Raw genomic sequence first — 25,546 nt, 5'->3', positions numbered from 1 at the left:
ACAAAATTAAAAAGTTCCACGTGGAACAAAAAAATATAAAAGTAATTCTAGAAACCGCGTTAGCGGTTTTTAGAGAATAATAAAACAAAATGTTTTTAGAAGAATACGATGTTATTGTGGTTGGTGCAGGCCATGCTGGTTCTGAAGCCGCGGCGGCGGCCGCAAATTTAGGATCAAAAACTTTATTGGTTACAATGAGTTTGCAAAACATAGCACAGATGTCTTGTAATCCTGCGATGGGTGGAATTGCAAAAGGACAAATCGTTCGAGAAATTGATGCTCTTGGTGGATATTCAGGAATTGTTTCTGATAAAACTGCAATCCAGTTCAAGATGTTGAATAAATCAAAAGGACCTGCAATGTGGTCGCCGAGAGTTCAAAGTGATAGAATGCGTTTTGCAGAAGAATGGAGAATGATGTTGGAGGCTACTCCAAATCTTGATTTTTATCAAGAGATGGTAAAAGGGTTGATTATTGAAGACGGAAAGATAAAAGGAATTAGAACTTCACTTGGTGTGGAGATTCGTTCCAAATCTGTCGTTTTGACGAATGGTACTTTTTTGAATGGTTTAATTCATATCGGAGAAAAACAATTCGGAGGAGGTAGAGCAGGAGAAAGTGCTGCAACCGGAATCACCGAAGATTTGATCAAAGTAGGTTTTGAAGCTGGAAGAATGAAAACAGGAACACCACCTCGAGTAGATGGACGTTCTTTGGATTATTCTAAAATGAATGAAGAAAAAGGAGATGCAAAGCCAGATAAGTTTTCTTATTCAGATGTAACTTCTCCATTGGTTCATCAGCGTTCTTGTCATATGACTTATACTTCATTGGATGTTCATGATATTTTGAGAGAAGGTTTTGATCGTTCTCCAATGTTCAACGGTAGAATCAAAAGTTTAGGACCGAGATACTGTCCATCAATTGAAGATAAAATTAATCGTTTTGCAGATAAAGAACGTCACCAATTATTTGTTGAGCCAGAAGGATGGAATACTTGCGAAGTTTATGTAAACGGTTTTTCAACTTCACTTCCAGAAGATATTCAATTTAAAGCGCTTCGTTCTGTAGCAGGTTTTGAAAATGTAAAATTCTTTAGACCAGGTTACGCAATCGAATATGATTTCTTTCCACCAACACAATTGAAACATACTTTGGAAACGAAATTAGTTGAAGGATTATATTTTGCTGGGCAGATTAACGGAACAACTGGATATGAAGAAGCAGCTTCTCAAGGTTTGATGGCTGGAATAAATGCACACTTGAAAGTACATGAAAAAGATCCATTGATTTTAAAACGTGATGAAGCTTACATTGGAGTTCTAATTGATGACTTGATTACGAAAGGAACGGAAGAACCATATCGTATGTTTACATCCAGAGCAGAATATAGAACTTTGTTGCGTCAAGATAATGCCGATTTCAGATTGACTCCAATGTCATATGAAATTGGTTTAGCTTCTGAAGATCGTTTACGAAGAATGGAAAAGAAATTAAATGAGTCTGAAAAGATGGTTCAATTCTTCAAAGAAACAAGTGTAAGCATTGCAGAGACAAATCCGATTTTGGAAGCAAAAGAATCTGCACCGATTTCGCAAGGAGATAAAATGTTTAAGATTTTCTCTCGTCCGCAAATTGAATTAGAAGATATGTTGAAATTTGAAAAGGTTGAAGCATATATCAAAGAAAATGATCTGGATGAAGAAATTGTAGAACAAGCCGTAATTCAGGTTAAATATTCTGGTTATATCGAAAAAGAAAGAAATAATGCAGATAAGTTAAATCGTTTAGAAGAAGTAAAAATTCCAGACAATTTTGATTATAACAAAATCAAATCAATGTCTATTGAAGCCAAACAGAAATTAAGCAAGATTCGTCCTGTAACAATTTCACAAGCTTCAAGAATTAGCGGAGTATCACCAAGTGATATTTCTGTGCTTTTGATTTATATGGGAAGATAAAAAATTTTGCAGTGCCAGTTTACACTTTCAGTATATACTGAAAGTGTAAACTTGGAGTGATACTAAATGTTCCACGTGAAACTAATTTTGATTGATATATTTTTATATGATAGATAAAAATTTAAAATCTAAAATATTTAATCTAAAATTAGAATTGTTCCACGTGAAACGCTAAAATGAAACTTCAAGTTTTATTTGAAAATAAATTAGAATAAAAAAACAAAATCCTAAAACTGAAGTTATTTTAGTTTTAGGATTTGCTATAAATTAAACCAATATCTAGAATTAAAAAAAATGGACGTTTTAAACAAAAAACACTTTCTTACTGTAAAAGACCATTCTGTTTCAAAAGAAATTTTTGATTTGTATTACGATGAAGAGTTAGACATGCTAATTACTTCGCCACAACCAGAACTTCAAAATCTCGGAAAATATTACGAAAGTGAAGATTATATTTCGCATACAGACAACAAACGTTCATTATTTGAAAAAGCATATCATTTCGTAAAAAATATTGCACTTCAAAATAAATTGAATTTAATTAATTCAGAACAATCCCAAAAAGGTAAACTTTTAGATATTGGAGCTGGAACTGGAGATTTTTTATTAACTGCAAAAAATAATGGTTGGGAAACAATTGGAGTAGAACCAAGCGACAGAGCAAAAAATATCGCAAAACAAAAAGGAATTTCTTTTGTAGAAGAAATTAGCAGTTTAGAAAATCATTCTTTTGATGCAATTACAATGTGGCATGTTTTAGAACACGTTCCGAATTTAGAAGAACAGATTCAGGAATTAAAGCGTTTATTAAAACCAACTGGAACATTAATTATTGCGGTTCCAAACTATAAATCGTTTGATGCAAATCATTATCAAACTTTTTGGGCAGCATATGATGTGCCAATTCACTTTTGGCATTTTTCTAAAAAGTCAATTCAATTGCTTTTTGAAAAAGTTGATATGAAATTAGAAAAAGTGCTTCCAATGAAATTTGATTCGTTTTATGTGAGTCTTTTGTCTGAAAAGTATAAAACGGGAAAAATGAATTATATCAAAGCTTTTTTCATTGGTTTGAAATCAAATTGGAAAGCTAAAAGATCAAAAGAATATTCTTCGCATATTTATGTTCTAAAAAACAAATAATCAAAAAAATATAATTAAAAGTCATTTTATCAAAATCTGATGAAATGGCTTTTTTTTATCTAAAAGAATACCTGAAAAAGCCAATTTTAAAGCAATAGTGACCGATTATTGTTATTATTTTTTCTATAAATAAAAACAATATCATAAATTTTACGCATTTTTTAAAGTTTATGTTAATCCTATTGAATTTTTTATATTTTTGTCTTTCATACTTAAAAAAATAGAATTTAAAAAAATGAAAAAAGCATTAGTTATTATCGCACTTTCAGTTTTCGCAGTTTCTTGTAACAAAACAGCAGAGGTAAAGGAAGTAAAAACAGCTTACGTGGATACTTCGGTTTTGATGAAAGAATACACTGAGGCAAAAGATTTAGAGGCAAAGTACAAAGCTCAAGCGGAAGAAAAAGGAAGACAATTACAAGCTGAAATTTCACGTTTTAAACAAGACGCTGCTAATTTTCAAAGCCAGGCGCAAGCAAACGGTCAGGCTTGGGCACAGCAAAGAGGTGCTGAATTGCAAAAAAGAGAGCAGCAATTAGGTTATGCACAACAAGCTTTGGCACAACAATTACAACAAGAAAGTGGAGTAGAAATGGATTCTCTTGTAAGTGGTGTGAAAAAATTCATCAAAGATTACGGAAAGAAAAACGGTTACGCTTATATCTACGGAACTGGAGATGCAGCATCTATTTTGTATGCTGAAGATAAATTCGACATCACAAAAGAAATCATTAAAGAATTAAATGATAAATACAAAGCGTCACCAAAAGCAGATGCAAAACCAGCAGCTGAAACTAAAGAAGGTGAAGCAAAAAAATAAAAACTACCCAAACTAACTAAATTACTGAAAACCTAAATCCACAAAGATTTAGGTTTTTTCTTTTTATAAAAATGCGGTAATTTTATTCTTTAATACAACCCCAATGCAAAACGTTTCAGAAGCGGCAGCTTATACTTTACAATTCATAAATCAAACTCAAAAATCTATTTTTCTTACTGGAAAAGCTGGTACAGGAAAAACTACGCTTTTACGCGAAATTATTGCTACGACACATAAAAACACAGTAGTTGTGGCGCCAACAGGAATCGCGGCATTAAATGCTGGAGGTGTAACCATTCACTCGATGTTTCAATTGCCATTTTCTGCTTTTATTCCGTCGTACGATGCGAGTGCGCAGTTTACTGAAACTGTAAAATTTGAGAATAAAGAGTCTTTGCGCCGTCATTTTAAAATGAACAATGTCAAGCGAAATGTGATCCGAAATATGGAATTGCTTGTAATCGACGAAGTGAGTATGATGCGTGCCGATTTACTTGACGCGGTTGATTTTATGATGCAAACCGTTCGAAGAAATACGCAGCCTTTTGGAGGTGTTCAAGTTTTGTTTATTGGAGATTTATTGCAATTGCCGCCGGTTATTCGCGATGAAGAGTGGCGAACGTTGAAAAATTATTATCGCGGAAAATTCTTTTTCCATTCTCATGTGCTTCATACCTATCCGCCGATTTATATCGAATTGTCAAAAATCTATCGACAGACGGATGATGCTTTTATTTCGGTTTTAAATAATTTGCGAAATAATCAGATTACTCCTGAAGATATTTCCATTCTAAATCAATATGTTAAGCCCGATTTTGATTTCAAAGAAAACAAAGGTTATATAACGCTTACAACGCATAATGCAAAAGCAGACTCTATTAACTTACAGTCAATCAATGATTTAGATGGAAAAGAATTTGTTTATACGCCTTTTGTCGTTGGAGATTTTCCAGAAAAAATATTTCCTGTTGAAGAGGAACTGAAATTGAAAGTCGGCGCGCAGATTATGTTCGTCAAAAATGATTTATCTTTTGAAAAGAGATATTTCAACGGAAAAATGGGAGTTGTAAAATCACTTTCTGACGAAGAAATTTTTGTTCACTTTCCTGAAGAAAATATGACGCTTGAAGTCGAAAAATACGAATGGAAAAATATCCGTTACAAAGTCAACGAACAAACTAAAGAAATCGAAGAAGAGGTTTTAGGAACATTTGCGCATTACCCGATCAAGTTAGCGTGGGCAATCACGGTCCACAAAAGTCAAGGTTTAACCTTTGACAAAGCAGCGCTCGATGTATCGCAAGTTTTTCTGCCCGGACAAGCCTATGTTGCACTTTCGCGTTTGCGTTCGTTAAATGGCCTTATTTTGCTTTCTCCGATGCAAATGAATGGTATTTCGAACGATCAAGATGTGATGGATTATGCTTTGAACAGAGCTTCAGAAGAAGATCTCAAAAATTCATTGCATTTTGAAACCAAAAATTTTATTCATAACTATTTGACAAACAGTTTTAATTGGACAGAATTAGCTCAAGAATGGAGAAATCACAGATTTAGTTATAATGAAAATGCGACAGGTTCAGAAAAATCGAAACATTCTGTTTGGGCGCACAAACGCTTAGATACGATCGAACAGCTTTTAGATCCTTCGCAGAAATTCATTATTCAGCTCAATAAAATTTTCAGTAAAGAAACCGTCGATTTGTTTTTTGTAAAAGAAAGAGTAGAAGCGGCCTTTGATTATTTTTTCAAGCCAATGGATAAATTGGTCGATGATTTAATTTATAAAATGGCTGAAATTCAAAAATTTAAAAAAGTTAAAGAGTTTTACGAAGAACTTAATTTTTTAGAAGATTTACAGACAAAAGCCGTTTTGAAATTACTAAAAGCCAAATTGCTTTTAGAAATTGTGGTTTCTGGCGAAGAAATTTCTAAAGATAAATTATCAACGCCATTTATTAAAAATTTTAAAATTGAGAAAGCAGATCGAATTCGAACAGAACTTAAAATGGTAAATACAGACATTTTTAAGACCGAAGAACCCGTTGTTCGATACAAATCAGCTAAGACGGATAAAAACGAGTTTAAAACGGCTAAAAAAACGACAGTCGAAGAAACATACGATTTGTGGATTGAGAAAAATTCTGTGGAAGATATCGCAAGAATGCGTAAATTGAATGTTCAAACTATCGAAGGACATTTGATAAGACTAATTCAAGCGAAGAAAATCGAAATTACAGATGTCTTGCCGTATGATAAAATTTTGGCTTTGCGAGAAGCATTTCAGTTTTATCAGGAAGAATCGTTAAGTGGTTTGAAAGAAAAACATGGCGACGAATTTACTTGGGATGAATTGAAAATGTTCAAAGCGAGCATCAATTAAGATTTTCAACGTCCTACGTGAAACATTGTTTTCGTTTTTCAAAAATCTAATTTCTAACGCATTAAATCTTTTTTTGATATGAAAACATTGAAATTTTTTCTAACCTTTTTGATTTTTTACACGTCTTTTACAAATGCTCAAGATCTGAAACCAGAATACCAAAAAATTATTTCGAAGTTTATTTTGGAAGTAAAAAGCGGCAACAAAACAGCGGTTTCAAATCGTGTGCAATTTCCTTTAAAAAGAGATTCTCCAATTCCTTCAGTAAAGAACAAAGCCGATTTTATGAAAAGATACAATCAAATTTTCGATGCTGTTTTAATTGAGAAAATAACAAAATCGAATCCAGAAAAAGATTGGTCAGAAATGGGTTGGCGCGGAATTATGCTAAACCAAGGCGATTTGTGGATTGATACAAATGGAAAAATTATTAGCATAAATTACCAGTCTGAAGCAGAATTGAAAATTAAAAATGAATTGATTGCTGCTCAGAAGAAAAATGTAAACGCTTCAATTTCAAAATTTAAAGAGCCAGTTGCGATTTTAGAAACTTCAAAATTTAGAATCAGAATTGATGATTTAGGAAATAATAAATTTCGTTATGCTTCGTGGTCAATCAAAAATAAAATGACTGACAAACCTGATTTAATAATTGAAAATGGCGTTTTCGTCGCTGATGGAACTGGAGGAAATCATCATTATGAGTTTAAGAAAGGTGATTTTAGATATGAATGTCATTTCACCGTTTTGGGCGAAAAAAATTCGCCGCCTGCGGCGTTAATCATTTATCAATCGGGAAAACAAATTTTATCTCAAAATGCCAAAATTGTTTCACGATAAACATTAAAAAATCCTAATTCAAAACGAATTAGGATTTTTTGTTAGATTTATTATTTATAATAAAAATATCTGCTAAAGCCCCAGCGAGGTGAAATATTTATAGAATTTCAAAATGACAAATGAAAAAGCTCCAGCGGAGCGATATGTATTTATGCCGCTCCGCTGGAGCTTTTTATCGTAATACATTTTTCTTTTCTATAAATATTTCGCTTCTCCGAAGCTTTCAAAAAATGTCTTTAGAAATGGCTACGTCATTAAATACTTGACATTGCTTTTTCAAGTTCTTTTTCTTGAGTTATTTGAGTCAGTTTTAGCTTTTGAATATTGACTTCATTTTCTTTGGTTTTAATTCTTTGCTTTTGAATTTCTTCATCAGAAATAGAAGTTGTAGTTATCTTGTTTTCAATTTTTTGATTCGCGATTTCTAGTTTTTCGATTTTGTCTTTTGTAGATTTTAAATTGCTTTCAGATTTCGAAAGGCTTTTCTTTTTACTTTCCAGTTCTTTCCGTTCTTTTTTAAGCTGATCGATTCTATCATCCAGTTTTTTATGATTTTCTTTTAACGCTTTTTGAGTTTGGGCTTCATTTTTTTTTAACTCTAATTCCTGCGCAGTTGGCTGAATTTGTTGTGCAAAAAAAGATTGAGAACTAAGTAATAACAAGAATACTAATGTTGTGAAAATTTTATTCATGATTGTTTTAAATTTTGAAGCGAATTTATTTGAAGAAATTTTCAAAGAATACCCGACTAATTTTTTTAAAACAACAGAATAAGACAAAAAAAATCCCATTCAAAAGAACGGGATTTCAGAGATTTATAAATTTTCGACCAGAATCCAAGCTTGTGGATTTTCGCCTTTTTGTATTTCTTTTTGAGCTTGTTCTGCTTCTTTCATTGTAGCATAACTTCCGTACAAAACAGGAAATAAACCATGTTTGTTTTCTTTTAGCATTCTAGCTTTAAAACCATCTTTAATTAATTGATTGTAAGCTTTTTTTGCATTTTGTTCGCTTCTAAAAGCACCAGCCATAATATGATAAGGCATTGTTGGTTCAGCAGTTTCAACACTTGCAGAATCTACAGTAAGTGTAACTGCCGGAAGCGGATTTTTTATTAAAAATGTTGCCTCCTGAATTTTATTCTGAACTTTTTTCTGAACTGCTTGTTCTACTAAAAGTGTCTGATTTTCAATTTGATTTTGATATAATGGATAACCGATACTTCCAGAAATTCCAAGTCCTAAAACTAGAATCGCAGCATATTTCAAAAACGGATTTGAAGATTTTGTTCTTTCTTCATTGTCATTCAGTAAAACAACTTCTTTTTCTTTGGCAGCGATTTTTTCGATTTTTTTCTCGAAAAGCTCTTTTTTCACCATTGGCGAAACAAACGGACTTAATCCAAAAGAAGTTGATAAATAATTAGTTTGATCGTTTGGTGTGAAAATAATATTGTTTTCAGAATTTAAACGTAATTCGCCAATGTTTTTCAAAGAGATTACGCCGTCTTCTTCCAAAGATTTTTTCCAATTTGTAATTTCAAATGCAATGGCACTTACTGCAAATCCGTAAGATGTTTTTTCTGACTGGGCAATATGATTTGCCAACAAACCGTCGTTATTTTTGATACGACTATTGAAAGAAATGGTTTTTTTTGGAGGAAAAAACGAATTAGTGCTTTCATTCAGCTGAGCCGAATGAGTTTCGGTTAAAAATGCACCAAATCCTGGAACCGTTACACACTGATAACGATACAATAACTGCGAGATATATACTTCGATTTTCATATTGACAAAGTTATGCAACGCTTATAGTTATCAAAATTTTATTCACAATTTTTATTAACAATTGAGATATATTTTTAGACAATTAATAATCAGTATCTTAAATATTGAATTTCTCTGTCTTGCCTAGGTTTCTTATTTTTAAATTAAAAATTTATTAAGAAATTACTTTGATTTTATTCATATTTGCACTTTAGAAAAACAAAATATTATTTTCTATTTTACATAATGTTTTAAAAATATGAACGATCAAGATTTATTTAATTTATTAGCGTTGCTAAAAGTTGATGGAGTGGGAGATATAATGGGTAAAAAATTACTTCAATCTTTTGGAAATGCATCGGATATTTTTAAAGCAAAAAATACACAATTAGCAGCAGTTGACGGAATTGGATCGGTGTTGCTAAAAAATTTAAGGGATAAAACCATTTTTCAAAAAGCTGAAAACGAGTTGGAATTCATTAGAAAAAACAAAATCAATGTTTCTTATTTTCAGGATCAAAAATATCCAGAAAAATTAAAGCATTGTTTTGATGCACCGATTCTTATTTTCACCGCAGGAAATATTGATTTTGAGAAAAAGAAAATGATCAGTATTGTCGGAACACGCCAGATAACTTCTTATGGAACAGATTTTTGCCGAAAACTCATTGAAGATTTGGCGCCTTTAGATCCGATAATTGTCAGCGGATTTGCGTATGGAGTTGATATCGTTGCACATCAAGCAGCAATGGATTATAATCTGCAAACGATTGGTGTTTTGGCGCATGGGTTGAATCGTATTTATCCGAGTTCGCATAAAAAGTACATGGCAAGAATGGAAGAAAATGGTGGTTTTATCACAGAATTTTGGAGTGATTCTAACCCAGATAAAGAAAAGTTTGTTCGCCGAAATCGGATTGTAGCAGGAATGACGGAGGCAACCATAGTAATTGAATCTGCTGATAAAGGCGGTTCTTTAATTACAGCAAATATGGCAAACGACTACAATCGCGATGTGTTTGCAGTTCCCGGAAGAGTAACAGATAAGTATAGTCAGGGTTGCAATAATCTGATTAAAACTCAGAAAGCGAATGTGTTAACTAATGCTGCCGATTTAATTTATATGCTCAATTGGGATATCAAAGAAAATCCTAAAAACATTCAGAAACAACTTTTTGTTGAGCTTGAACCTGACGAGCAAAAGATCTACGATTTTCTTCAAAAAAATGGTAAAGATTTATTAGATATTATTGCTGTTGAGTGTGATTTTCCAATTTATAAAATGTCAGCCATTTTGTTGAATATGGAATTAAAAGGCTTAATAAGACCTTTACCTGGAAAACTTTTTGAGTCAATTTAACGCAGAAAATCTTATTTTTTGTTTTTGATATGCTTGTATATTTTATAAAGAATAAAAATCAAGAGTACGCCAAAAAGTATATTTATAATTTGAAATAAGTATGGCGGAATGTCGTAATCTTCTATGTATTTGTTCATCTTTTTCTTTTTAAAAGATTAATATATATGAAGTTACGAAAATTAATTAAAAAAAACGTTGACCAATTTTAAGTTGATCAACGTTATATTTTCTAAGAATAGATTTTATTTCTACTTCTGAAATCCTAAAACCTCTCTTACTTTTGCTAAAACACCATCTGCAATTACAGAAGCCTTTTCAGCACCTTTTTTTAGCAAAGAATCAACTTCTTCAAGATTATTGATGTAGTAATTATATTTTTCTCTTTCGGTTTTAAATTTCTCTGTAATCAATTCAAACAAAGCTTGTTTTGCGTGGCCGTAACCATAATTTCCGCCTAAATAATTTGCTCTCATTTGCGCAATTTGCTCTTCATTTGCTAACAAAGAATAAATAGCAAAAGCATTACAAGTATCTGGGTTTTTTGGATCTTCAAGTGGCGTCGAATCTGTTTCAATACTCATTACTTGCTTGCGTAAGGTTTTGTCGTCCAAGAAAATATTGATGATATTGTTGGCAGATTTACTCATTTTACCACCATTTGTTCCTGGAATCAACATAATGTTTTCCTGAATTTTAGCTTCTGGAAGAACGAATGTTTCACCCATTTGGTGATTAAAACGTGCAGCAACATCACGAGTAATTTCTAAATGCTGCAACTGGTCTTTTCCAACAGGAACAAATTCAGCATCATATAATAAAATATCAGCAGCCATTAACATCGGATAGGTAAAAAGTCCAGCATTTACGTCGTCTAAACGATCTGCTTTATCCTTGAACGAATGCGCTAAAGTCAATCTTTGGAATGGAAAAAAACAACTTAAATACCAAGTCAGTTCAGTAGTCTGCACCACATCAGATTGTCTGTAAAAAGTAACTTTTTCAGGATTTAAACCGCACGCAAGCCAAGCTGCAGCAGTACTATAGGTGTTTTCTCTTAAAGTTTTTCCATCTTTAATTTGAGTGATTGAATGCAAATCAGCAATAAACAAATAGGATTCGTTTGCCGGATTGTTTGATAATTCGATTGCTGGAATAATTGCTCCTAATAAATTTCCTAAATGCGGTGTTCCTGTACTTTGAACACCCGTAAGTATTTTTGCCATTCTAGATTTTTTCTGAATTGCAAATGTCGTGATGTTTTTTTTAACCGCAAAGTGAGTAAAGGTTTATCACAATGTTTTGAGGTTATTTTTAACGCAAAGAGCGCAAAGGGTTTTCGCAAAGGAAAGAAGTTATATTTTTTTGAAGAATGGCTTTGCTATAAGTTCATTAAGCTTTGTCTTTTATGGTAAAGTTTTGTAGAATCTTTTAAAAAAATTGTAAGAAAAATATATGTAATTTTGATGTTTTTTTGATTATGACAGAAAATGAAATCTCAAATATTGTTATTGGACTAGCTATTGAAATTCATAAAAAACTTGGACCTGGTTTATTAGAAAACGTATATAAAGAATGTCTGTTTTATAAAATTAAACAGCGAGGACTTCTTGTTGAAAAAGAGAAAGCTTTACCATTAGTTTTTGAAGAAGTTAAGCTTGATTGCGCATATCGTGTTGATTTACTTGTAGAAAATAAATTTCTAATCGAAATAAAAAGTGTAGAATCATTAACTTCCAACCATTTGGCACAAACACTAACATACTTAAGACTTGGAAATTACAAACTAGGTTTACTCATAAATTTTAGCGAAATCCTTTTAAAAAATGGTATAAGGAGAGTTGCAAATAACTTATAAGCAAAGCTTTGCAAACTTATAGCAAAACGATTCTCAAAAGAAACTTCTTTGCTTTGCGAAAACCCTTTGCGCTCTTTGCGTTAAAAAAGGAATAGACTAAAAAAAATCTTTATCAATATTCACTTCGGTTTTACTACATTTGAAACTATGAAAATATTAAAAATTGCTTTTTGGATTCTTTGGCGCGTTTGGTTTTACGTCGTAATGGCGGTTCCGATTATTATAATGCTGCCGTTTTTACTGATTTCTATTATTTCAGAGAAAGGTTATCCTTATTTTTTCAAAATGGCTCGCGTTTGGGCTAAATTTATTCTTTTCGGAATGGGTTTCTATTATATCGTAAAACGCGAACAGAAGCTCATTAAAGGCAAAAGTTATATGATTGTGGCAAATCATACATCGATGACCGATATTATGCTTATGCTGGCTTTAATTAAAAATCCGTTTGTTTTTGTTGGAAAGAAAGAATTAGTGAAGATTCCGCTTTTTGGATTTTTCTACAAAAGAACCTGTATTTTGGTTGATAGAAATTCATCTAGAAGTAAAAATGAAGTTTTTAAAAGAGCTCAAAGCCGCTTAAATCAAGGTTTAAGTATTTGTATTTTTCCAGAAGGCGGCGTTCCAGATGATGAAAGTGTTTTGCTTGACGAATTTAAAGATGGCGCTTTTAGATTAGCAATAGATCACCAGATTCCGATTGTGCCGATTGTTTTTCCAGATAATAAAGAACGTTTTTCGTATACTTTTTTAAGCGGAAGTCCAGGGAAAATGCGCGCTAGAATTTTGCCATTTATTGAAACAGAAGGTTTAACTATTGACCATAGAAAAGAACTGAAAGACAGAGTTAGAAATATTATATACGATGCTTTAATTGCTTTTAATAAAAAGTAATTTGAAAATAAAAAACAGAAAAGCCGGTAGATCTACTTAAATCTACCGGCTTTTATTTTGAATTAAAAACCCCCATTTTTATTCAAAATTTATCTATGAATTATTTTTTCCGAAATAAAACGTAATACTTTTTTAAATTTCAATCTGGTTTTTCTTCGGTTTTTATTGTACAACAATTCTATTTTTTCTTTCATGGTTAAAAATATTAATGGTTGATAATAAAGAGTTTAGTTATAACTCAAGTTAACGTCACATTATTATAGATGAAGAAAAATAAAAAAGGTTGCGTGTAAAATGAAAAAAATAAAGTGCTGAGTAAAAATCCGTTAGCACCAAACAACTAACGGATTTTAATTCAAATAACCAACCAATGTAAATTCTAAAAAAAACCTGCAAATTGATATATGGCAGTATCGAATAAGCAGACCACTTTTTTTAAAAGATGGTGAATTAATGAAATGGTTGCGTCTAAAATTCTTTTTTTTTTGAAAAATAAAAAACCCCGACAATTGTCAGGGTTTTATAATAAGTCTTTTGTTGACTTTATGATATTAAGCGTTTGCTAATTCTTTGATATGTTCTTTAATTTTAACTTCTAGTTCGTCAGCAAGTTCTGGATTGTCTTTAATTAAAGTTTTAACAGCGTCACGTCCTTGACCTAATTTTGTATCGCCGTAGCTGAACCAAGATCCTGCTTTTTTAACGATGTCAAATTCTACGGCTAAATCTAGAATTTCACCAGTTTTAGAAACTCCTTCTCCGTACATAATATCGAATTCGGCAGTTTTAAAAGGCGGTGCCACTTTATTTTTAACGATTTTAACTTTAGTTCTGTTACCAATTACGTTTTCACCGTCTTTAATTTGAGCCGAACGACGAATATCTAAACGTACAGAAGCGTAAAATTTAAGTGCGTTACCTCCAGTTGTAGTTTCTGGATTTCCGAACATTACACCAATTTTTTCACGAAGCTGGTTGATAAAGAATACAGTACAATTTGTTTTACTGATAGTTCCAGTAAGTTTTCTTAAAGCTTGAGACATTAATCGCGCATGAAGTCCCATTTTAGAATCTCCCATTTCGCCTTCAATTTCACTTTTCGGTGTTAAAGCTGCTACCGAGTCAATTACCACGATATCAATTGCACCAGAACGAATTAGGTTTTCAGCAATTTCTAAAGCCTGTTCTCCGTTGTCTGGTTGAGAAATGATTAAATTCTCAATATCTACATTTAATTTTTCTGCATAATTTCTATCGAAAGCGTGTTCCGCATCGATAAAGGCAGCAATACCGCCCGCTTTTTGAGCTTCGGCAATTGCATGAAGCGTCAAAGTAGTTTTTCCAGAAGATTCTGGACCATATATTTCTATAATTCTTCCTTTTGGATATCCGTTTACACCAAGTGCTAAATCAACGCCAAGTGAGCCAGAAGAAATCGTTTCTACTTCTACAATGGCTCTGTCGCCCATTTTCATTACGGTTCCTTTTCCGTAGGTTTTGTCAAGTTTATCAAGCGTTAATTGTAACGCTTTTAATTTGGCTTCTTTTTCTGAACTCATCTTTTTATATTAATTATCTTAATTGTTATTTTTTTAGCCGTATAAACAAAAGTAAGAAAAAACTTCTTTATTTATTTGTTGCAACTTTAGAGATTGTAAAATTAGTTCTTTTTTTCCGAGTTTGATTGCGGCAAATTGTTCCAAATTGTCACAACTTTTCTATAAAAATAAAGCTTTTAATTCGGTAGCATCAGACGGTTTTATTTTTCCTGCAAGCAGTAAACTCAACTGTTTACGACGAAGCGCAGCATCAAAACGCTGAATTTCAAGTTCTGTTTCTGGAACAATTGCTGGAACTTCAACTGGTCTTCCGGTGTCATCAACGGCAACGAAAGTATAAATTGCTTCGTTTGCTTTTGTTCTGTTTCCAGATTCGCGATCTTCTACCCAAACATCAATAAAAACTTCCATAGAACTTTTGAATGATCTTGAGACTTTTGCTTCTACAGTTACAACGCTTCCAAGCGAAATGGCTCTGTTAAAAGCAACGTGATTTACAGAAGCGGTCACTACAATTCGGCGCGAATGTCTGCGAGCCGCAATACTTGCAGCACGATCCATTCTGGCTAATAATTCGCCACCAAAAAGATTGTTTAAAGGATTTGTTTCGCTCGGTAAAACTAAATCAGTTAAAATAGTTAAAGATTCTGAAGGATGTTTTGGATTCATTTTTTTAAATAAAATTTGTTTTAACGCCCAAAAAAAGGCTTTTTTTGCCACAGATTTCGCAGATTAAAATGATTAAAAAAATCTGTGGAAATCTGTGAAATCTGTGGCATATTTTAGTTCAACCAATAAACCGCCATTACAGCAGGTATAAAATAAATAACAATGGTTCTCGCACCATCGTAATCTTTAGCAAGTCTTTGTCCGAAAAGCATCATTAACAAACAGATACAAGAAAATATTGCTCCGTAAAAACCAAATTCTCTTCCGTTATTTGTTAAAAGCTGAATACCTCCGACAACACATAAAATTCCTGAAATTAATTCTAAAATCAACAAATGCAAAAGAGCAAGCGGAACTTGATTTTTTAAAGGAGTTTTAGCAAAATGTTCTTTTAGCCAAGCTACATTATCTTTCCAATAAAAAATTTTTTCGTAACCCGATTGTAAGAAAGTCAAAGCTAAAAAAGCCAAAAGCAAAATGGAGGCAACATTGTTCATTTGAATTTTATTTTTTATGAATTAAACGAGTTAATTTGATGGATAAATCGGTTAAAATTATTTTTGCATTTCCGTTTCTTTCAATGTGATACATCGCATCTGAAAGTTCTTTGAAAATTTCATGAATGTTATTTCCGTTTACAAAAGGAGCAAAATTTTCCAGTTTAAACTTATCGACTTTTGGTTCGATGTAAACCAAACTTGGCGCTTGATAATTTAACATCAAAGCTTGTCGGAACATTTCGATGCAATATTGAATAAATTTTTTCTGGCTTTCGCGTCCCAGCGCAGCAATTTGTTCGCTCCATGAAATTAAATCCTGAATGGCAGCAGCATTTCCTTTTGCTCTAAAAGCGGCGCGAACCCAATTAACAAACCATTGTTCAAACGGAAATTCATCATCGTCTTCTTTTAGCAAATGCAAAGCTTTATTAAAATTTCCTTGTGCTTGATGTGCAATCTTTTTGGCTAAATTCAGATCTATATTTTCTTGTGCAACCAAAGCTTCGGCGATAACTTTCTCAGGAAGAGCATTAAAGTGAATTACCTGACAACGAGAACGTATGGTCTGAATAATATCTTCTTCGTTTTCAGAAATCAGAATAAACATGGTTTTATCTGATGGTTCTTCTAAAAGTTTCAGGAGTTTGTTTGATGCCGCAATATTCATTTTATCGGCCATCCAGATAATCATGATTTTATAACCGCCTTCGTAAGATTTTAGCGCAAGCGATTTTAAAACTTCTTGAGCATCTTCTACTCGAATTTCTCCCTGTTTGTTTTGTACGCCAAGAATTTTATACCAATCGAATAAACCACCGTAAGGCATTTCTTGAATAAAGCTTCGCCAGTCTTGAATAAAATCTAAACTTTTGGGTTTTGTTTTGACATCTTCGGTCGTAACAGTCGGGTAAATAAAATGCAGATCTGGATGAGAAATGTTGTCGAACTTCAGATTGCAGGAATCGTTTCCGTTCGAATTTTCGTTGCCAGTATTGCTACACAAAATGTACTGAGCATAAGCAATTGCGGTAATTAATGTTCCGCTTCCTTCTGGACCAACAAATAATTGTGCATGTGGAATTCTACCAGATGCAGCACTTTTTGTCAAGTGGCTTTTGATGTAATCTTGACCTAAAATTTGAGAAAATTGCATGGAGCAAAGATAGCAGAAAATGATGTAGTCAAAAATTTTAGGGATAAAGTTTCTCGCTTAGCTATAATTTTCAAATTACAAACTTAAAACAGCCATTTTTTTGTTTTGATCTAGATATAATTTTGTTAATAAACATCTCAACCTGAGCATTTATCAAGATGTTTTTGTTAATATTTTTTTTCAAAAAACGCTAAACGTAAGGTTTTTTTGATTATTTAAAGTTTGAGAATTTTATTTTTTATAGCGAATACCTTACTTTTTAAGCCTTAGCAGTTTTAACAAAAAGAGCGTTAAAACGCACATTTTCTCGACATAACGCTGGTTTTTAAGCTTTTTTTAAGAAAATATTTTGAAAAAAAAATCCATTAGAGTTGTTAATTAAGTTAATTTCTATATTTTTGTTTTTATCAACAACCAATTATAAAATAAGAATCTATGAAAGGGAAAATTACTCTATTAAGTGCTTTTTTTATCTTAACTACTGCTGCTGTTTCAGCACAGGCAAAGAATGCTCCTAGAAGTATTATCAGTACAACGGCTCTTATCCGTAAATACCATGATCAAAAAGAATTGAGTGGTATGCAAAAAGGTGAACTTTTGGAATTATACATTGAGCGTATTAAAGTTTTAGTAAAAACTCTCCCTTACATTGCTTTGGTTACTAAGCCAGGAGTTACAATGGCGGACTTAGGTATTCCAGACGATGGCGATCACAAAAAAATCTTAGATGCTCAGGCAGTTGGTACTTCAACTTTCTTAGATACTACTGTTGAGTTTCAAAGAAAAATGATGCCTTATTCTGATAAAGGAAATCTTATCGCTGCTATTTTATTTTACGAAAGTACATTGAAATCATTACACGAGTTCAACGATTTGAACGAAATGTAATAAATGCTTAATTTTTTTTAAAACCTTTTTCGAAGCGTTTACGTAGATTCAGAAAATCTAATGTGGAATGCTTTCGAAAAACAAAATAAAAAAAGACTCATTCTCGAAGGTTCTGAAATTTTTGGAAAATTCGAGAGGAGTTTTTTCGTTTACGCATACCCAAATTTATTATTAACCGTAATACCCCCTTATCATGAAAAAAATTACTCAATTAATCTGCGTTCTTTTGACAGTAGCGAGTATGAATGCTCAACAAGAGAAAGGAATTATGGGCTACACTAATTGGTTAAACAACTGGACCGAATTTAAGCCTAACAAAGTAGACTATGGAGAAGCAAACCAAATTTTAGCAGGAAATATTTCTGTTAATACTAAATTGCTGAAAAGAAACATCTACGTTTTGCAAGGAAACGTATACGTTACAAACAATGCTGTTTTGACTATTGAGCCAGGTACAGTAATTATTGGTGACTTTGAAACTAAAGGAACATTAGTAATTACAAAAGGTGCACAACTAGTTGCAGACGGTTTAGAAACAGATCCAATTGTATTTACTTCAAACAGAAGCATGAAAAAAGCTGGTGATTGGGGTGGAATTGTAGTTCTTGGAGATGCTCCAATTAACAAATTTGGAAATGTAGGTTCTTACAACCTTGACCTTGACCCAACTCTTACTACCTACGGTGGAGATAACGTGGCTTCAAATTCTGGAATTTTAAGATTCGTTAGAATTGAGTTCGCTGGTAAAAAAGTTAAAGGTGTAGACACTTTCAACGGTTTAACTCTTGCTGGTGTTGGAAACAAAACAGTTCTAGAAAATATCATGGTTAGTTACGCTGGAGGAGACTCATTCGGAGTTTTAGGTGGTGACTTAAATGCTACAAAATTCGTTTCTTATAAATCAGTTAATGATGACTTTAAATTTTCTCAAGGAGTACAATGTCGTTTCTTTAACTCTTTAGCAGTAAGATCTTCTTACTTCTCTAGTACTAAAGATGGATCTCGTTGTATGGAAGTTAGATCTTTTGAAAAGAAAAGTGAAACAGATTTTACTAAAAAACAAACTTTAGTTGTTGCTAGTAATATTACGATGGTAAATGACAGTGAAAATATTAAAGCTGATATTCAAGCAGGTTTAGTAAAAGAAGCTGTTTACGTTGCAGAAAATGCTTCTTTAGAAATGAAAAGAAGTGTAATCTCTGGATTTAACCCTGCAGTATTATTAGACAGCAAAACAGAAATCAATGACGCCAACCTTAAAAAAATCAAATTTGAGGAAATGTATTTCAATTTATGTAATGGAAACATCTTTACTGAATACAATTCTAATAATGAAGATTTAGAAAGCTGGTACGGAAATAGTATTTTCTTTAACGTTTACTCTCAAAGTGACAACAAAGAAACTTTCATTGATATCTTCAATCCTAAAAAACCAGATTTCAGATTACAATTAGGAAAAATCACGGCTTCAAGCGGTAAATAGATAATAGTTTCGATTTTTATTCCCTCGCGTAAATTTTATTAATAAAGTCCCCAGACACAATTTATGTATCGTTAAAGGACCCCAAATAAAGATCAAGACATAATGGTATCTACGAAAAAATATTTTTTATATATAATATTTTTGGTTTCGCCTATATCGTTAACTCTATATGCACAGAATACAGCAGGAAAACCTACACAGGCTGCTGATTCTGAGTGCGTGTTAACTTTATGTAATGCTAACCAGAAAAGTACTAAGGCTGTATTAAAAAACAGCAATTCAGACAAATTTAATCAGTTTATAGTAGGGATGTCCACCCCCAAGGACAGCCTTACTATAGTAGCTGAAACCAATACGGTATCTAACGATTGTAATGAGGATTCATCATTTGCAGCAACTTCAATTTTAGCAAAAGATATTATTGAAAACTACAAATATGATTTTTCAGAAACATTCATTGATATTTTGTTTTTTGAGCGTATCGACCTAGCAAGAACACGCACTATATGATTCAAAAAACTACTTTATCTTTCTTTAAAGTTTTCTTTTTACTTAGCATTATGTTTTTTGCTAAAGGAAACCTGCATGCTCAAACTATCGTGCCAGCGCAATTAGATGGCTTAGATAAGTTGTGTGCGGGTAGCTCTTTTAATGAATTTTTTGCAACCTTTAGTTACGTTAATTTTCCTGAAGGAACAACGTTTACTATTGAACTTTTAGATAGTTCAAATAATCCAATTGCTACAACTTTACTTCAAACCATAGATGTTTCTGCAACGCAAAAGACTATTAAATTTGCCGTTCCGACTAATTTGGTAGGTTCTGAAACTTACGGGTTAAGAGTTAAAAGTTCTGGTACAACTACAAGTACAAGATTTAGAAATTCAGCTGGAAATACTTCTTTTCCAGCTTATTTTAAAGTTTACGAATCTACTTTTTCAATCAATAACAAAGATACAAACGCAACAATTTGTGCAGGAGGAAGTCTTACTTTATCGGTAGATAGTGGCACAAATTCACCAGTAAATTACCCAAATCTTAAATATATCTGGTATAAAGACAATGTTGTTATTGCAGGACAAAGTGGTAAAACGTTAACGGTAAATGCAGCCGGAGATTATTATGCAACTATAGATTACGGATCTTGTACAGATGCCAATTTTAGTTCTAACCATATTGCAGTTGGAAATTCTTCTTCAAGTAGTGCAGTAACAATTAGTTCAAGCTTAGGAAATCCTTTTTGTGCTAGCGGTACAGGAACTATTTTAACAGCAACTTCTGGAAACAAATACCAGTGGAAAAAAGACGGTGCAATTATTACTGGCGCAACAAACAGAACATATTCTACCAACGAATCTGGCTCTTACTCTGTAGAAGTTGATTTTGGAGGATGTAGTGCTACAGGAACAATCAATCTTCAAAGCAATGGCTTTGATGCAAGTATTGATGTTCAAGATGGATATAAGTTAAGTGAAGGTGAAACCTTAAGCGTAAATGTTACAACAGATGCTACAAGTCCAACTTTTGAGTGGTATTTAAATAATAATTTAATTTCTGGAGAAACAGGAAGTTCTTATACTGTTTCTGTAAAAGGTAATTATAAAGTAAAAATTTCTCAAGCATCAGGTTGTATTGCTAACAAAGAGTTTTCATTTAGAATTAATGGCGATTCTGGTCCAGCAAGTGTTATTCCAAACATTATAAAATTAAGCGGAATGAATCCGTATTGGAATATTCCAGACGAATATAAAAATGCAGCCACTAAGGTAATTATCATTAGTTCAAACGGAGATAAAGTACTTGATGTGGTAAATTATCAAGGAGATTGGCCCCAAAACAATATAGATTTTAAAAATGTAAATCCCGTTTATTACTATGTCATTCAATCAGACACTGGTGAAAAAAAAGGATCAATAACTGTTATAAAATAATATGAAGAAAATCCTACTATTCATCACTTTATTTTACGGCTTTTCAAATGTACTCTATTCTCAAAATGCTAATGAGGATGGAGTTGTTTCGTTTTCATTACCCATTAGAAATTCTTTAAAATTTAATAGATATTTAATCAACCCAACATTCAGTTTTGTTCGTGAAGCAAATCCGTATATAAGTTTTTATAACAAAAGACAATGGGTTCAATTTGATAATGCTCCGCAAACTTATTTGGCCAATTATTCTGGACGTATTAGAGAAAACGATGCTTTTGCAATTGGCTTATTTCAGCAAAATTATGGGTTAATGACCGTTTTTGGCGGAATTGCCAATTTTGCTCATAATATTTCCCTTGATCAAGATAGTAACTTAACTTTTGGTTTAAATGTAGGTGCTTATCAAAGTGGTTTAAACAAAGGAAAAATTATATCTGATGATTCTGATATCTTGATTGGAGAATATCCTTCGAGCACTTTGCTAACAGTTAATCCAGGAATTAATTACGGAACTGAATTTTTAGATTTCGGATTATCGGTTAATAATTTAATACTGTACAATTTTGGCGGTGGAATGGTAAAAGAAGATCCAGAAAGAGCCATCCAGTTGCACGCGATGTACACAGGATATATTGACAGTTACGGATTCTTTGACAGAAGTAAATTTTCTGGAATTGTTAGAACAGAAATTAAAAAAGACAAAACCGTTATTTCTGGTCTTGCTATGCTGACTTTACAACAAGGAATTTGGGCACAAGCTGGATATAACACTTTATATGGTGTTTCAGGAGGACTTGGGGTTAATATTTCTCCAAGTATTTCTATTGAATATAATTACGAAAGAGGAATGGGCAATTTCTCTAATCTAGGCGGTTCTCATGAATTTGCCATTGCCTACAGATTCAAAAACAGAAATTACTATTACGCAGATGAAGATGAAGGATCATTGATAGATCCTGCAAAACCAAAACCAGTAATGGCTAAACCATCTACAACTGCAAAAGTAGCAAGAGAAGATGTTGCTGAAAAAACAAGATTGGCCGCTGAAGCGAAAGCAAAAGCCGATGCCGAAGCTAGACAAGCTAGACTTGCTGCATCAGAAAAAGTTAAGGCTGATGCCGAAGCTGCAGCAAAAGCAAAATTAGAAGCAGATAATAAAGCAAAAGCAGATGCTGAAGCTGTTAAAATAAAATTAGCTGCCGAAGCTAAAGCCAAAGCAGATGCCGCGGCTGCAGCTAGAGCACAAACTGCAACAGCAAATAGAGCCGTTGCTACAACTCAGAAAACACAAGCGCAATTAGCAGCAGACAAAGCTAGAGCTGATGCAGAAGAGCGTAGAATTAAATTGGTTGCAGACAATAAAGCAAGAGTAGATGCTGCCGCTGCTGCAAGAGCAAAAGCAGCAGCCAACAAACCAGCTGCAGCTGCACCAAAAACACAAGCACAATTGGCTGCTGATAAAGCGAAAGCTGATGCAGAAGCTATGAAATTGAAATTAGCAGCAGATGCAAAAGCTAAAGCCGATGCAGAAACAGCAGCAAAAGCAAAAGCTGAAGCGGCGAAACCAGCTCCTGCACCGCAAAAAACAGCAGCGCAATTAGCTGCAGATAAAGCGAAAGCAGATGCAGAAGCTGCAAGACAAGCAAGATTAGCAGCCGCTGAAAAAGCAAAAGCGGATGCGGAAGCTGCAAGAATTAAACTTATTGCAGATAATAAAGCAAAAGCAGACGCTGCTGAAGCTAAACGTAAAGCAGATGCAAAAGCAAAAGCAGCAGAGGCAGATATGCAGTCTATTTTAGCTGCTGATGCAAAAGCGAAAGCAGATTCAGATGCATTGCAAGCAAGATTAGCAGCAGAAGCGAAAGCAAAAGCTGCAGCAGAAGCTAAAACTAAAGCATCTATTGATGCAGCAAACAAAGCAAAACTTGCCGCTGACGCGAAAGCAAAAGCCGCTGAAGAAGCAGCACAAAAAGAAAGATTAGCAGCAGAAGCAAAAGCAAAAGCCGACGAAGAAGCAAGACAAGCTCTTATTGCTGCTGAAGCGAAAGCAAAAGCAGATGCAGAAGCGTTAAAAATAAAACAAGCTGAAGAAGCTCGCCAAGCTAAATTAGCTGCTGATGCAAAAGCGAAGGCAGATGCAGAAGCTCTTCAGGCAAAATTAGTTGCAGATGCAAAAGCGAAAGCAGATGCAGAAGCCGCTGCCAAAGCTAAATTAGCAGCAGACGCAAAAGCAAAAGCGGATGCGGAAGCAGAAAAAGCAAGATTAGCTGCTGAAACAAAAGCAAAAGCCGATGCCGAAGCAGAGAAAGCAAGATTAGCAGCAGACGCAAAAGCGAAGGCAGATATGGAAGCTTTACAAGCTAAACTAATAGCGGACGCAAGAGTTAAAGCGGATGCCGAAGCTACTGCAAAAGCAAAAGCTGAAGCAGAGGCTAAAAAATTACAAGAAGCAGAAGATGCTCGCCAAGCTAAATTAGCAGCGGACGCAAAAGCCAAAGCTGATGCTGAAGCAGAAAAAGCAAGATTGGCCGCTGAAGCAAAAGCAAAAGCGGATGCAGAAGCATTAAAAGTAAAACAAGCCGCTGAAGAGAAAGCAAGATTGGCAGAAGAGGCTCGTCAAGCGAAATTAGCGGCAGATGCTAAAGCAAAAGCTGATGCGGAAGCATTGAAAGCAAAACAAGATGAAGAAGCTCGTCAAGCTAAATTGGCAGCTGATGCTAAAGCGAAGGCAGATGCAGAAGCATTAGAAGCGAAATTAGCTGCAGATGCAAAAGCAAAAGCAGACATGGCAGCTTTACAAGCAAAATTATTAGCAGATGCAAAAGTTAAAGCGGATGCTGAAGCTACAGCAAAAGCCAAAGCAGATGCTGAAACTAAGAGATTACAAGATGAGGAAAATGCACGTCAAGCAAAATTAGCTGCCGACGCAAAAGCGAAAGCAGATGCTGAAGCATTAAAAGCAAAACAAGCAGCAGATGAAAAAGCAAGATTAGCAGAAGAGGCACGTCAGGCTAAATTGGCAGCTGATGCTAAAGCAAAAGCAGACGCCGAAGCAGAGAAAGCTAGATTGGCAGCAGAAGCAAAAGCCAAAGCCGATGCAGACGCATTGAAAGTAAAACAAGCTGCTGAAGAAAAAGTAAGATTAGCTGAAGAAGCTCGTTTAGCGAAATTGGCTGCAGATGCGAAAGTAAAAGCTGACGCTGAAGCTGAGAAAACAAGATTAGCAGCAGAAGCAAAAGCCAAAGCGGATGCAGATGCGTTGAAATTACAACAAGCTGCTGAAGAGAAAGCAAGATTGGAAGAGCAAGCTCGCCAAGAAAGATTAGCGGCTGAGGCTAAAGCGAAAGCAGATGCTGAGGCAGAAAAAGCTAGATTGGCAGCAGAAGCAGCTAACAAAGACGCAACAGCAAAAGCAATTGAAGAATTGACGGCATCGATTGCTAATACAAGTAAAATGCAGAATGAGTTATTAGCACAGTTTACAGCCACAGTTGCTAATAAACAAAAAGACTTAAATGACTTAAAAGAGGAGAATGATTTAAGTGAAAAAGGAATTTATAGAGAGCCAAAACCATTCAAAAGTGTAGCGGCAGAAAATAGTCAAATTGAAGCATTGAAATTGCAGATTGCCGACGCAAATACTAGCATGAAAAATGAGATTGCGAAAATGACTAATCTATACAATGACAGACTTAAAAAGTTCCCTAAAAATGATCCTTTAAACAAGGCTTATTTAGAAAAGATAAACGAGTTGAAAGCGGCTCAGTTGAGAATGGAACAGCAAGGTGCTGCCTTAATAGCAGATTTGGAGCGTATCAAAACTGAAACAGAAATTGAGCGTAAACGTAGAATTAAACGTGCAGCTTACGAAAATGATCAAGGAAGATATGCGCAGGACGTTGCGGCTCTTAAACGTATAAAAGAAACAACGAAAATAAGTAATACGCCATTGACAGCAAATGATTTTGATTTTGGTGAAGAGCAGTCAAATATGCAGATTATTAAGAATATTAAAAATTCTGATAGTGGTTATTATTTAATTCTTGCAGTTCATAACAGTGTTCAAAAACGTGATGAGTTCTTAACAAAAGCGGTAGCTGCCGGACGTACAGATATTAATTTCTTCTACAATGTAACAACAAGTAAATATTACATCTACTACGAGAAGTTTGATGGTTTACAAGAAGCTACAAAAGCATTGGAAGCAAAAGGCAATAAGCCTTATAACGGAAGAATGGCCATTGTAAAAGTGGAGAATTAATAAAGAAAAATAAATAGTCTCTCTTCGCGATATGGATAGAGACGTCTAAATAAATGTTATCAAAATTAAATGGTTTTATAGAT

20 protein-coding genes are annotated in these 25,546 nt (G+C 33.6%); 13 read left to right on the top strand and 7 right to left on the bottom strand.

The genetic code is table 11. The features are described 5' to 3' along the window. The first annotated feature begins 89 nt into the window (after positions 1–89). The 5 genes from mnmG (at position 90) to NYQ10_RS04620 (ending at position 7,147) form a co-directional block, all read left to right on the top strand. Positions 90–1,961, top strand: coding sequence for a tRNA uridine-5-carboxymethylaminomethyl(34) synthesis enzyme MnmG (gene mnmG, locus NYQ10_RS04640; protein WP_289879101.1), 1,872 nt, complete (start codon positions 90–92; stop codon positions 1,959–1,961). Between the two features lie 294 nt (positions 1,962–2,255). Next, the gene (locus NYQ10_RS04635) at positions 2,256–3,104 is read left to right on the top strand and encodes a class I SAM-dependent methyltransferase (RefSeq protein ID WP_289879100.1); all 849 of its coding nucleotides are present in this window, start codon (positions 2,256–2,258) and stop codon (positions 3,102–3,104) included. Positions 3,105–3,339: 235 nt separating this feature from the next. Next, positions 3,340–3,924: an OmpH family outer membrane protein gene (locus NYQ10_RS04630; RefSeq protein WP_111368309.1), complete on the top strand. Its 585-nt coding sequence runs from the start codon at positions 3,340–3,342 to the stop codon at positions 3,922–3,924. A gap of 103 nt (positions 3,925–4,027) precedes the next feature. Next, positions 4,028–6,307 (top strand): helix-turn-helix domain-containing protein, encoded by a 2,280-nt coding sequence (locus NYQ10_RS04625; RefSeq protein WP_289879099.1) that lies wholly within the window; start codon positions 4,028–4,030, stop codon positions 6,305–6,307. Between the two features lie 78 nt (positions 6,308–6,385). After that, positions 6,386–7,147: a hypothetical protein gene (locus NYQ10_RS04620; protein WP_289879098.1), complete on the top strand. Its 762-nt coding sequence runs from the start codon at positions 6,386–6,388 to the stop codon at positions 7,145–7,147. Positions 7,148–7,401: 254 nt separating this feature from the next. Here NYQ10_RS04620 and NYQ10_RS04615 read toward each other — a convergent pair whose 3' ends face one another. Further along, complete coding sequence (locus NYQ10_RS04615) at positions 7,402–7,839, bottom strand: hypothetical protein (protein WP_289879097.1); 438 nt, start codon at positions 7,837–7,839, stop codon at positions 7,402–7,404. A gap of 123 nt (positions 7,840–7,962) precedes the next feature. After that, entirely contained in the window at positions 7,963–8,934 is a 972-nt protein-coding gene (locus NYQ10_RS04610; RefSeq protein ID WP_289879096.1) for an SPOR domain-containing protein, read from the bottom strand. Positions 8,935–9,172: 238 nt separating this feature from the next. On the opposite strand from NYQ10_RS04610, the gene dprA reads away from it, so the two are divergent. Next, positions 9,173–10,273 (top strand): DNA-processing protein DprA, encoded by a 1,101-nt coding sequence (gene dprA, locus NYQ10_RS04605; RefSeq protein WP_289879095.1) that lies wholly within the window; start codon positions 9,173–9,175, stop codon positions 10,271–10,273. Between the two features lie 248 nt (positions 10,274–10,521). Here the strand turns inward: dprA and trpS are convergent, their stop codons facing one another. Beyond that, the gene (gene trpS / locus NYQ10_RS04600) at positions 10,522–11,496 is read right to left on the bottom strand and encodes a tryptophan--tRNA ligase (protein WP_289879094.1); all 975 of its coding nucleotides are present in this window, start codon (positions 11,494–11,496) and stop codon (positions 10,522–10,524) included. 254 nt (positions 11,497–11,750) lie between these two features. On the opposite strand from trpS, the gene NYQ10_RS04595 reads away from it, so the two are divergent. Both NYQ10_RS04595 and NYQ10_RS04590 read left to right on the top strand, forming a co-directional pair. Continuing rightward, positions 11,751–12,128 (top strand): GxxExxY protein, encoded by a 378-nt coding sequence (locus tag NYQ10_RS04595; protein ID WP_289879093.1) that lies wholly within the window; start codon positions 11,751–11,753, stop codon positions 12,126–12,128. A 147-nt stretch (positions 12,129–12,275) separates the two neighbouring features. After that, a complete protein-coding gene (locus tag NYQ10_RS04590) occupies positions 12,276–13,019 on the top strand; it encodes a lysophospholipid acyltransferase family protein (protein WP_289879092.1) in 744 nt (247 codons plus the stop codon). Positions 13,020–13,570: 551 nt separating this feature from the next. Here the strand turns inward: NYQ10_RS04590 and recA are convergent. The 4 genes from recA to NYQ10_RS04570 form a co-directional block, all read right to left on the bottom strand. Beyond that, entirely contained in the window at positions 13,571–14,578 is a 1,008-nt protein-coding gene (gene recA, locus NYQ10_RS04585) for a recombinase RecA (protein WP_223706460.1), read from the bottom strand. A gap of 159 nt (positions 14,579–14,737) precedes the next feature. Next, positions 14,738–15,247 carry an acyl-CoA thioesterase gene (locus tag NYQ10_RS04580; protein ID WP_111284243.1) on the bottom strand — a complete coding sequence of 170 codons (510 nt, stop codon included), beginning with the start codon at positions 15,245–15,247 and terminating at the stop codon, positions 14,738–14,740. A 113-nt stretch (positions 15,248–15,360) separates the two neighbouring features. Continuing rightward, on the bottom strand, positions 15,361–15,744 hold the full coding sequence (locus tag NYQ10_RS04575) for a DoxX family protein (RefSeq protein WP_184158858.1): 384 nt from the start codon (positions 15,742–15,744) through the stop codon (positions 15,361–15,363). A gap of 7 nt (positions 15,745–15,751) precedes the next feature. Further along, positions 15,752–16,900 carry an ATP-binding protein gene (locus NYQ10_RS04570; RefSeq protein WP_276171596.1) on the bottom strand — a complete coding sequence of 383 codons (1,149 nt, stop codon included), beginning with the start codon at positions 16,898–16,900 and terminating at the stop codon, positions 15,752–15,754. 435 nt (positions 16,901–17,335) lie between these two features. On the opposite strand from NYQ10_RS04570, the gene NYQ10_RS04565 reads away from it, so the two are divergent. The 5 genes from NYQ10_RS04565 to NYQ10_RS04545 all read left to right on the top strand — a co-directional run bounded on the left by NYQ10_RS04565 (position 17,336) and on the right by NYQ10_RS04545 (position 25,463). Beyond that, entirely contained in the window at positions 17,336–17,788 is a 453-nt protein-coding gene (locus tag NYQ10_RS04565; protein WP_184158860.1) for a hypothetical protein, read from the top strand. Positions 17,789–17,981: 193 nt separating this feature from the next. Continuing rightward, complete coding sequence (locus NYQ10_RS04560; RefSeq protein WP_289879091.1) at positions 17,982–19,271, top strand: hypothetical protein; 1,290 nt, start codon at positions 17,982–17,984, stop codon at positions 19,269–19,271. 102 nt (positions 19,272–19,373) lie between these two features. Then, on the top strand, positions 19,374–19,781 hold the full coding sequence (locus NYQ10_RS04555; RefSeq protein ID WP_289879090.1) for a hypothetical protein: 408 nt from the start codon (positions 19,374–19,376) through the stop codon (positions 19,779–19,781). After that, positions 19,778–21,202, top strand: a complete 1,425-nt coding sequence (sprC, locus tag NYQ10_RS04550) for a gliding motility protein SprC (protein ID WP_289879089.1) — start codon at positions 19,778–19,780, stop codon at positions 21,200–21,202. Before NYQ10_RS04555 ends, sprC begins: the two co-directional genes overlap by 4 nt. 1 nt (position 21,203) lies before the next feature. Then, positions 21,204–25,463: a PorP/SprF family type IX secretion system membrane protein gene (locus NYQ10_RS04545; protein WP_289879088.1), complete on the top strand. Its 4,260-nt coding sequence runs from the start codon at positions 21,204–21,206 to the stop codon at positions 25,461–25,463. Positions 25,464–25,546: the final 83 nt, after the last annotated feature.

Source organism: Flavobacterium johnsoniae, from assembly GCF_030388325.1.
Lineage (GTDB): Bacteria > Bacteroidota > Bacteroidia > Flavobacteriales > Flavobacteriaceae > Flavobacterium > Flavobacterium johnsoniae_C.
The sequence above is the reverse complement of the archived record's forward strand: the minus strand, read 5'-3'. Positions and strand labels throughout refer to the sequence as shown.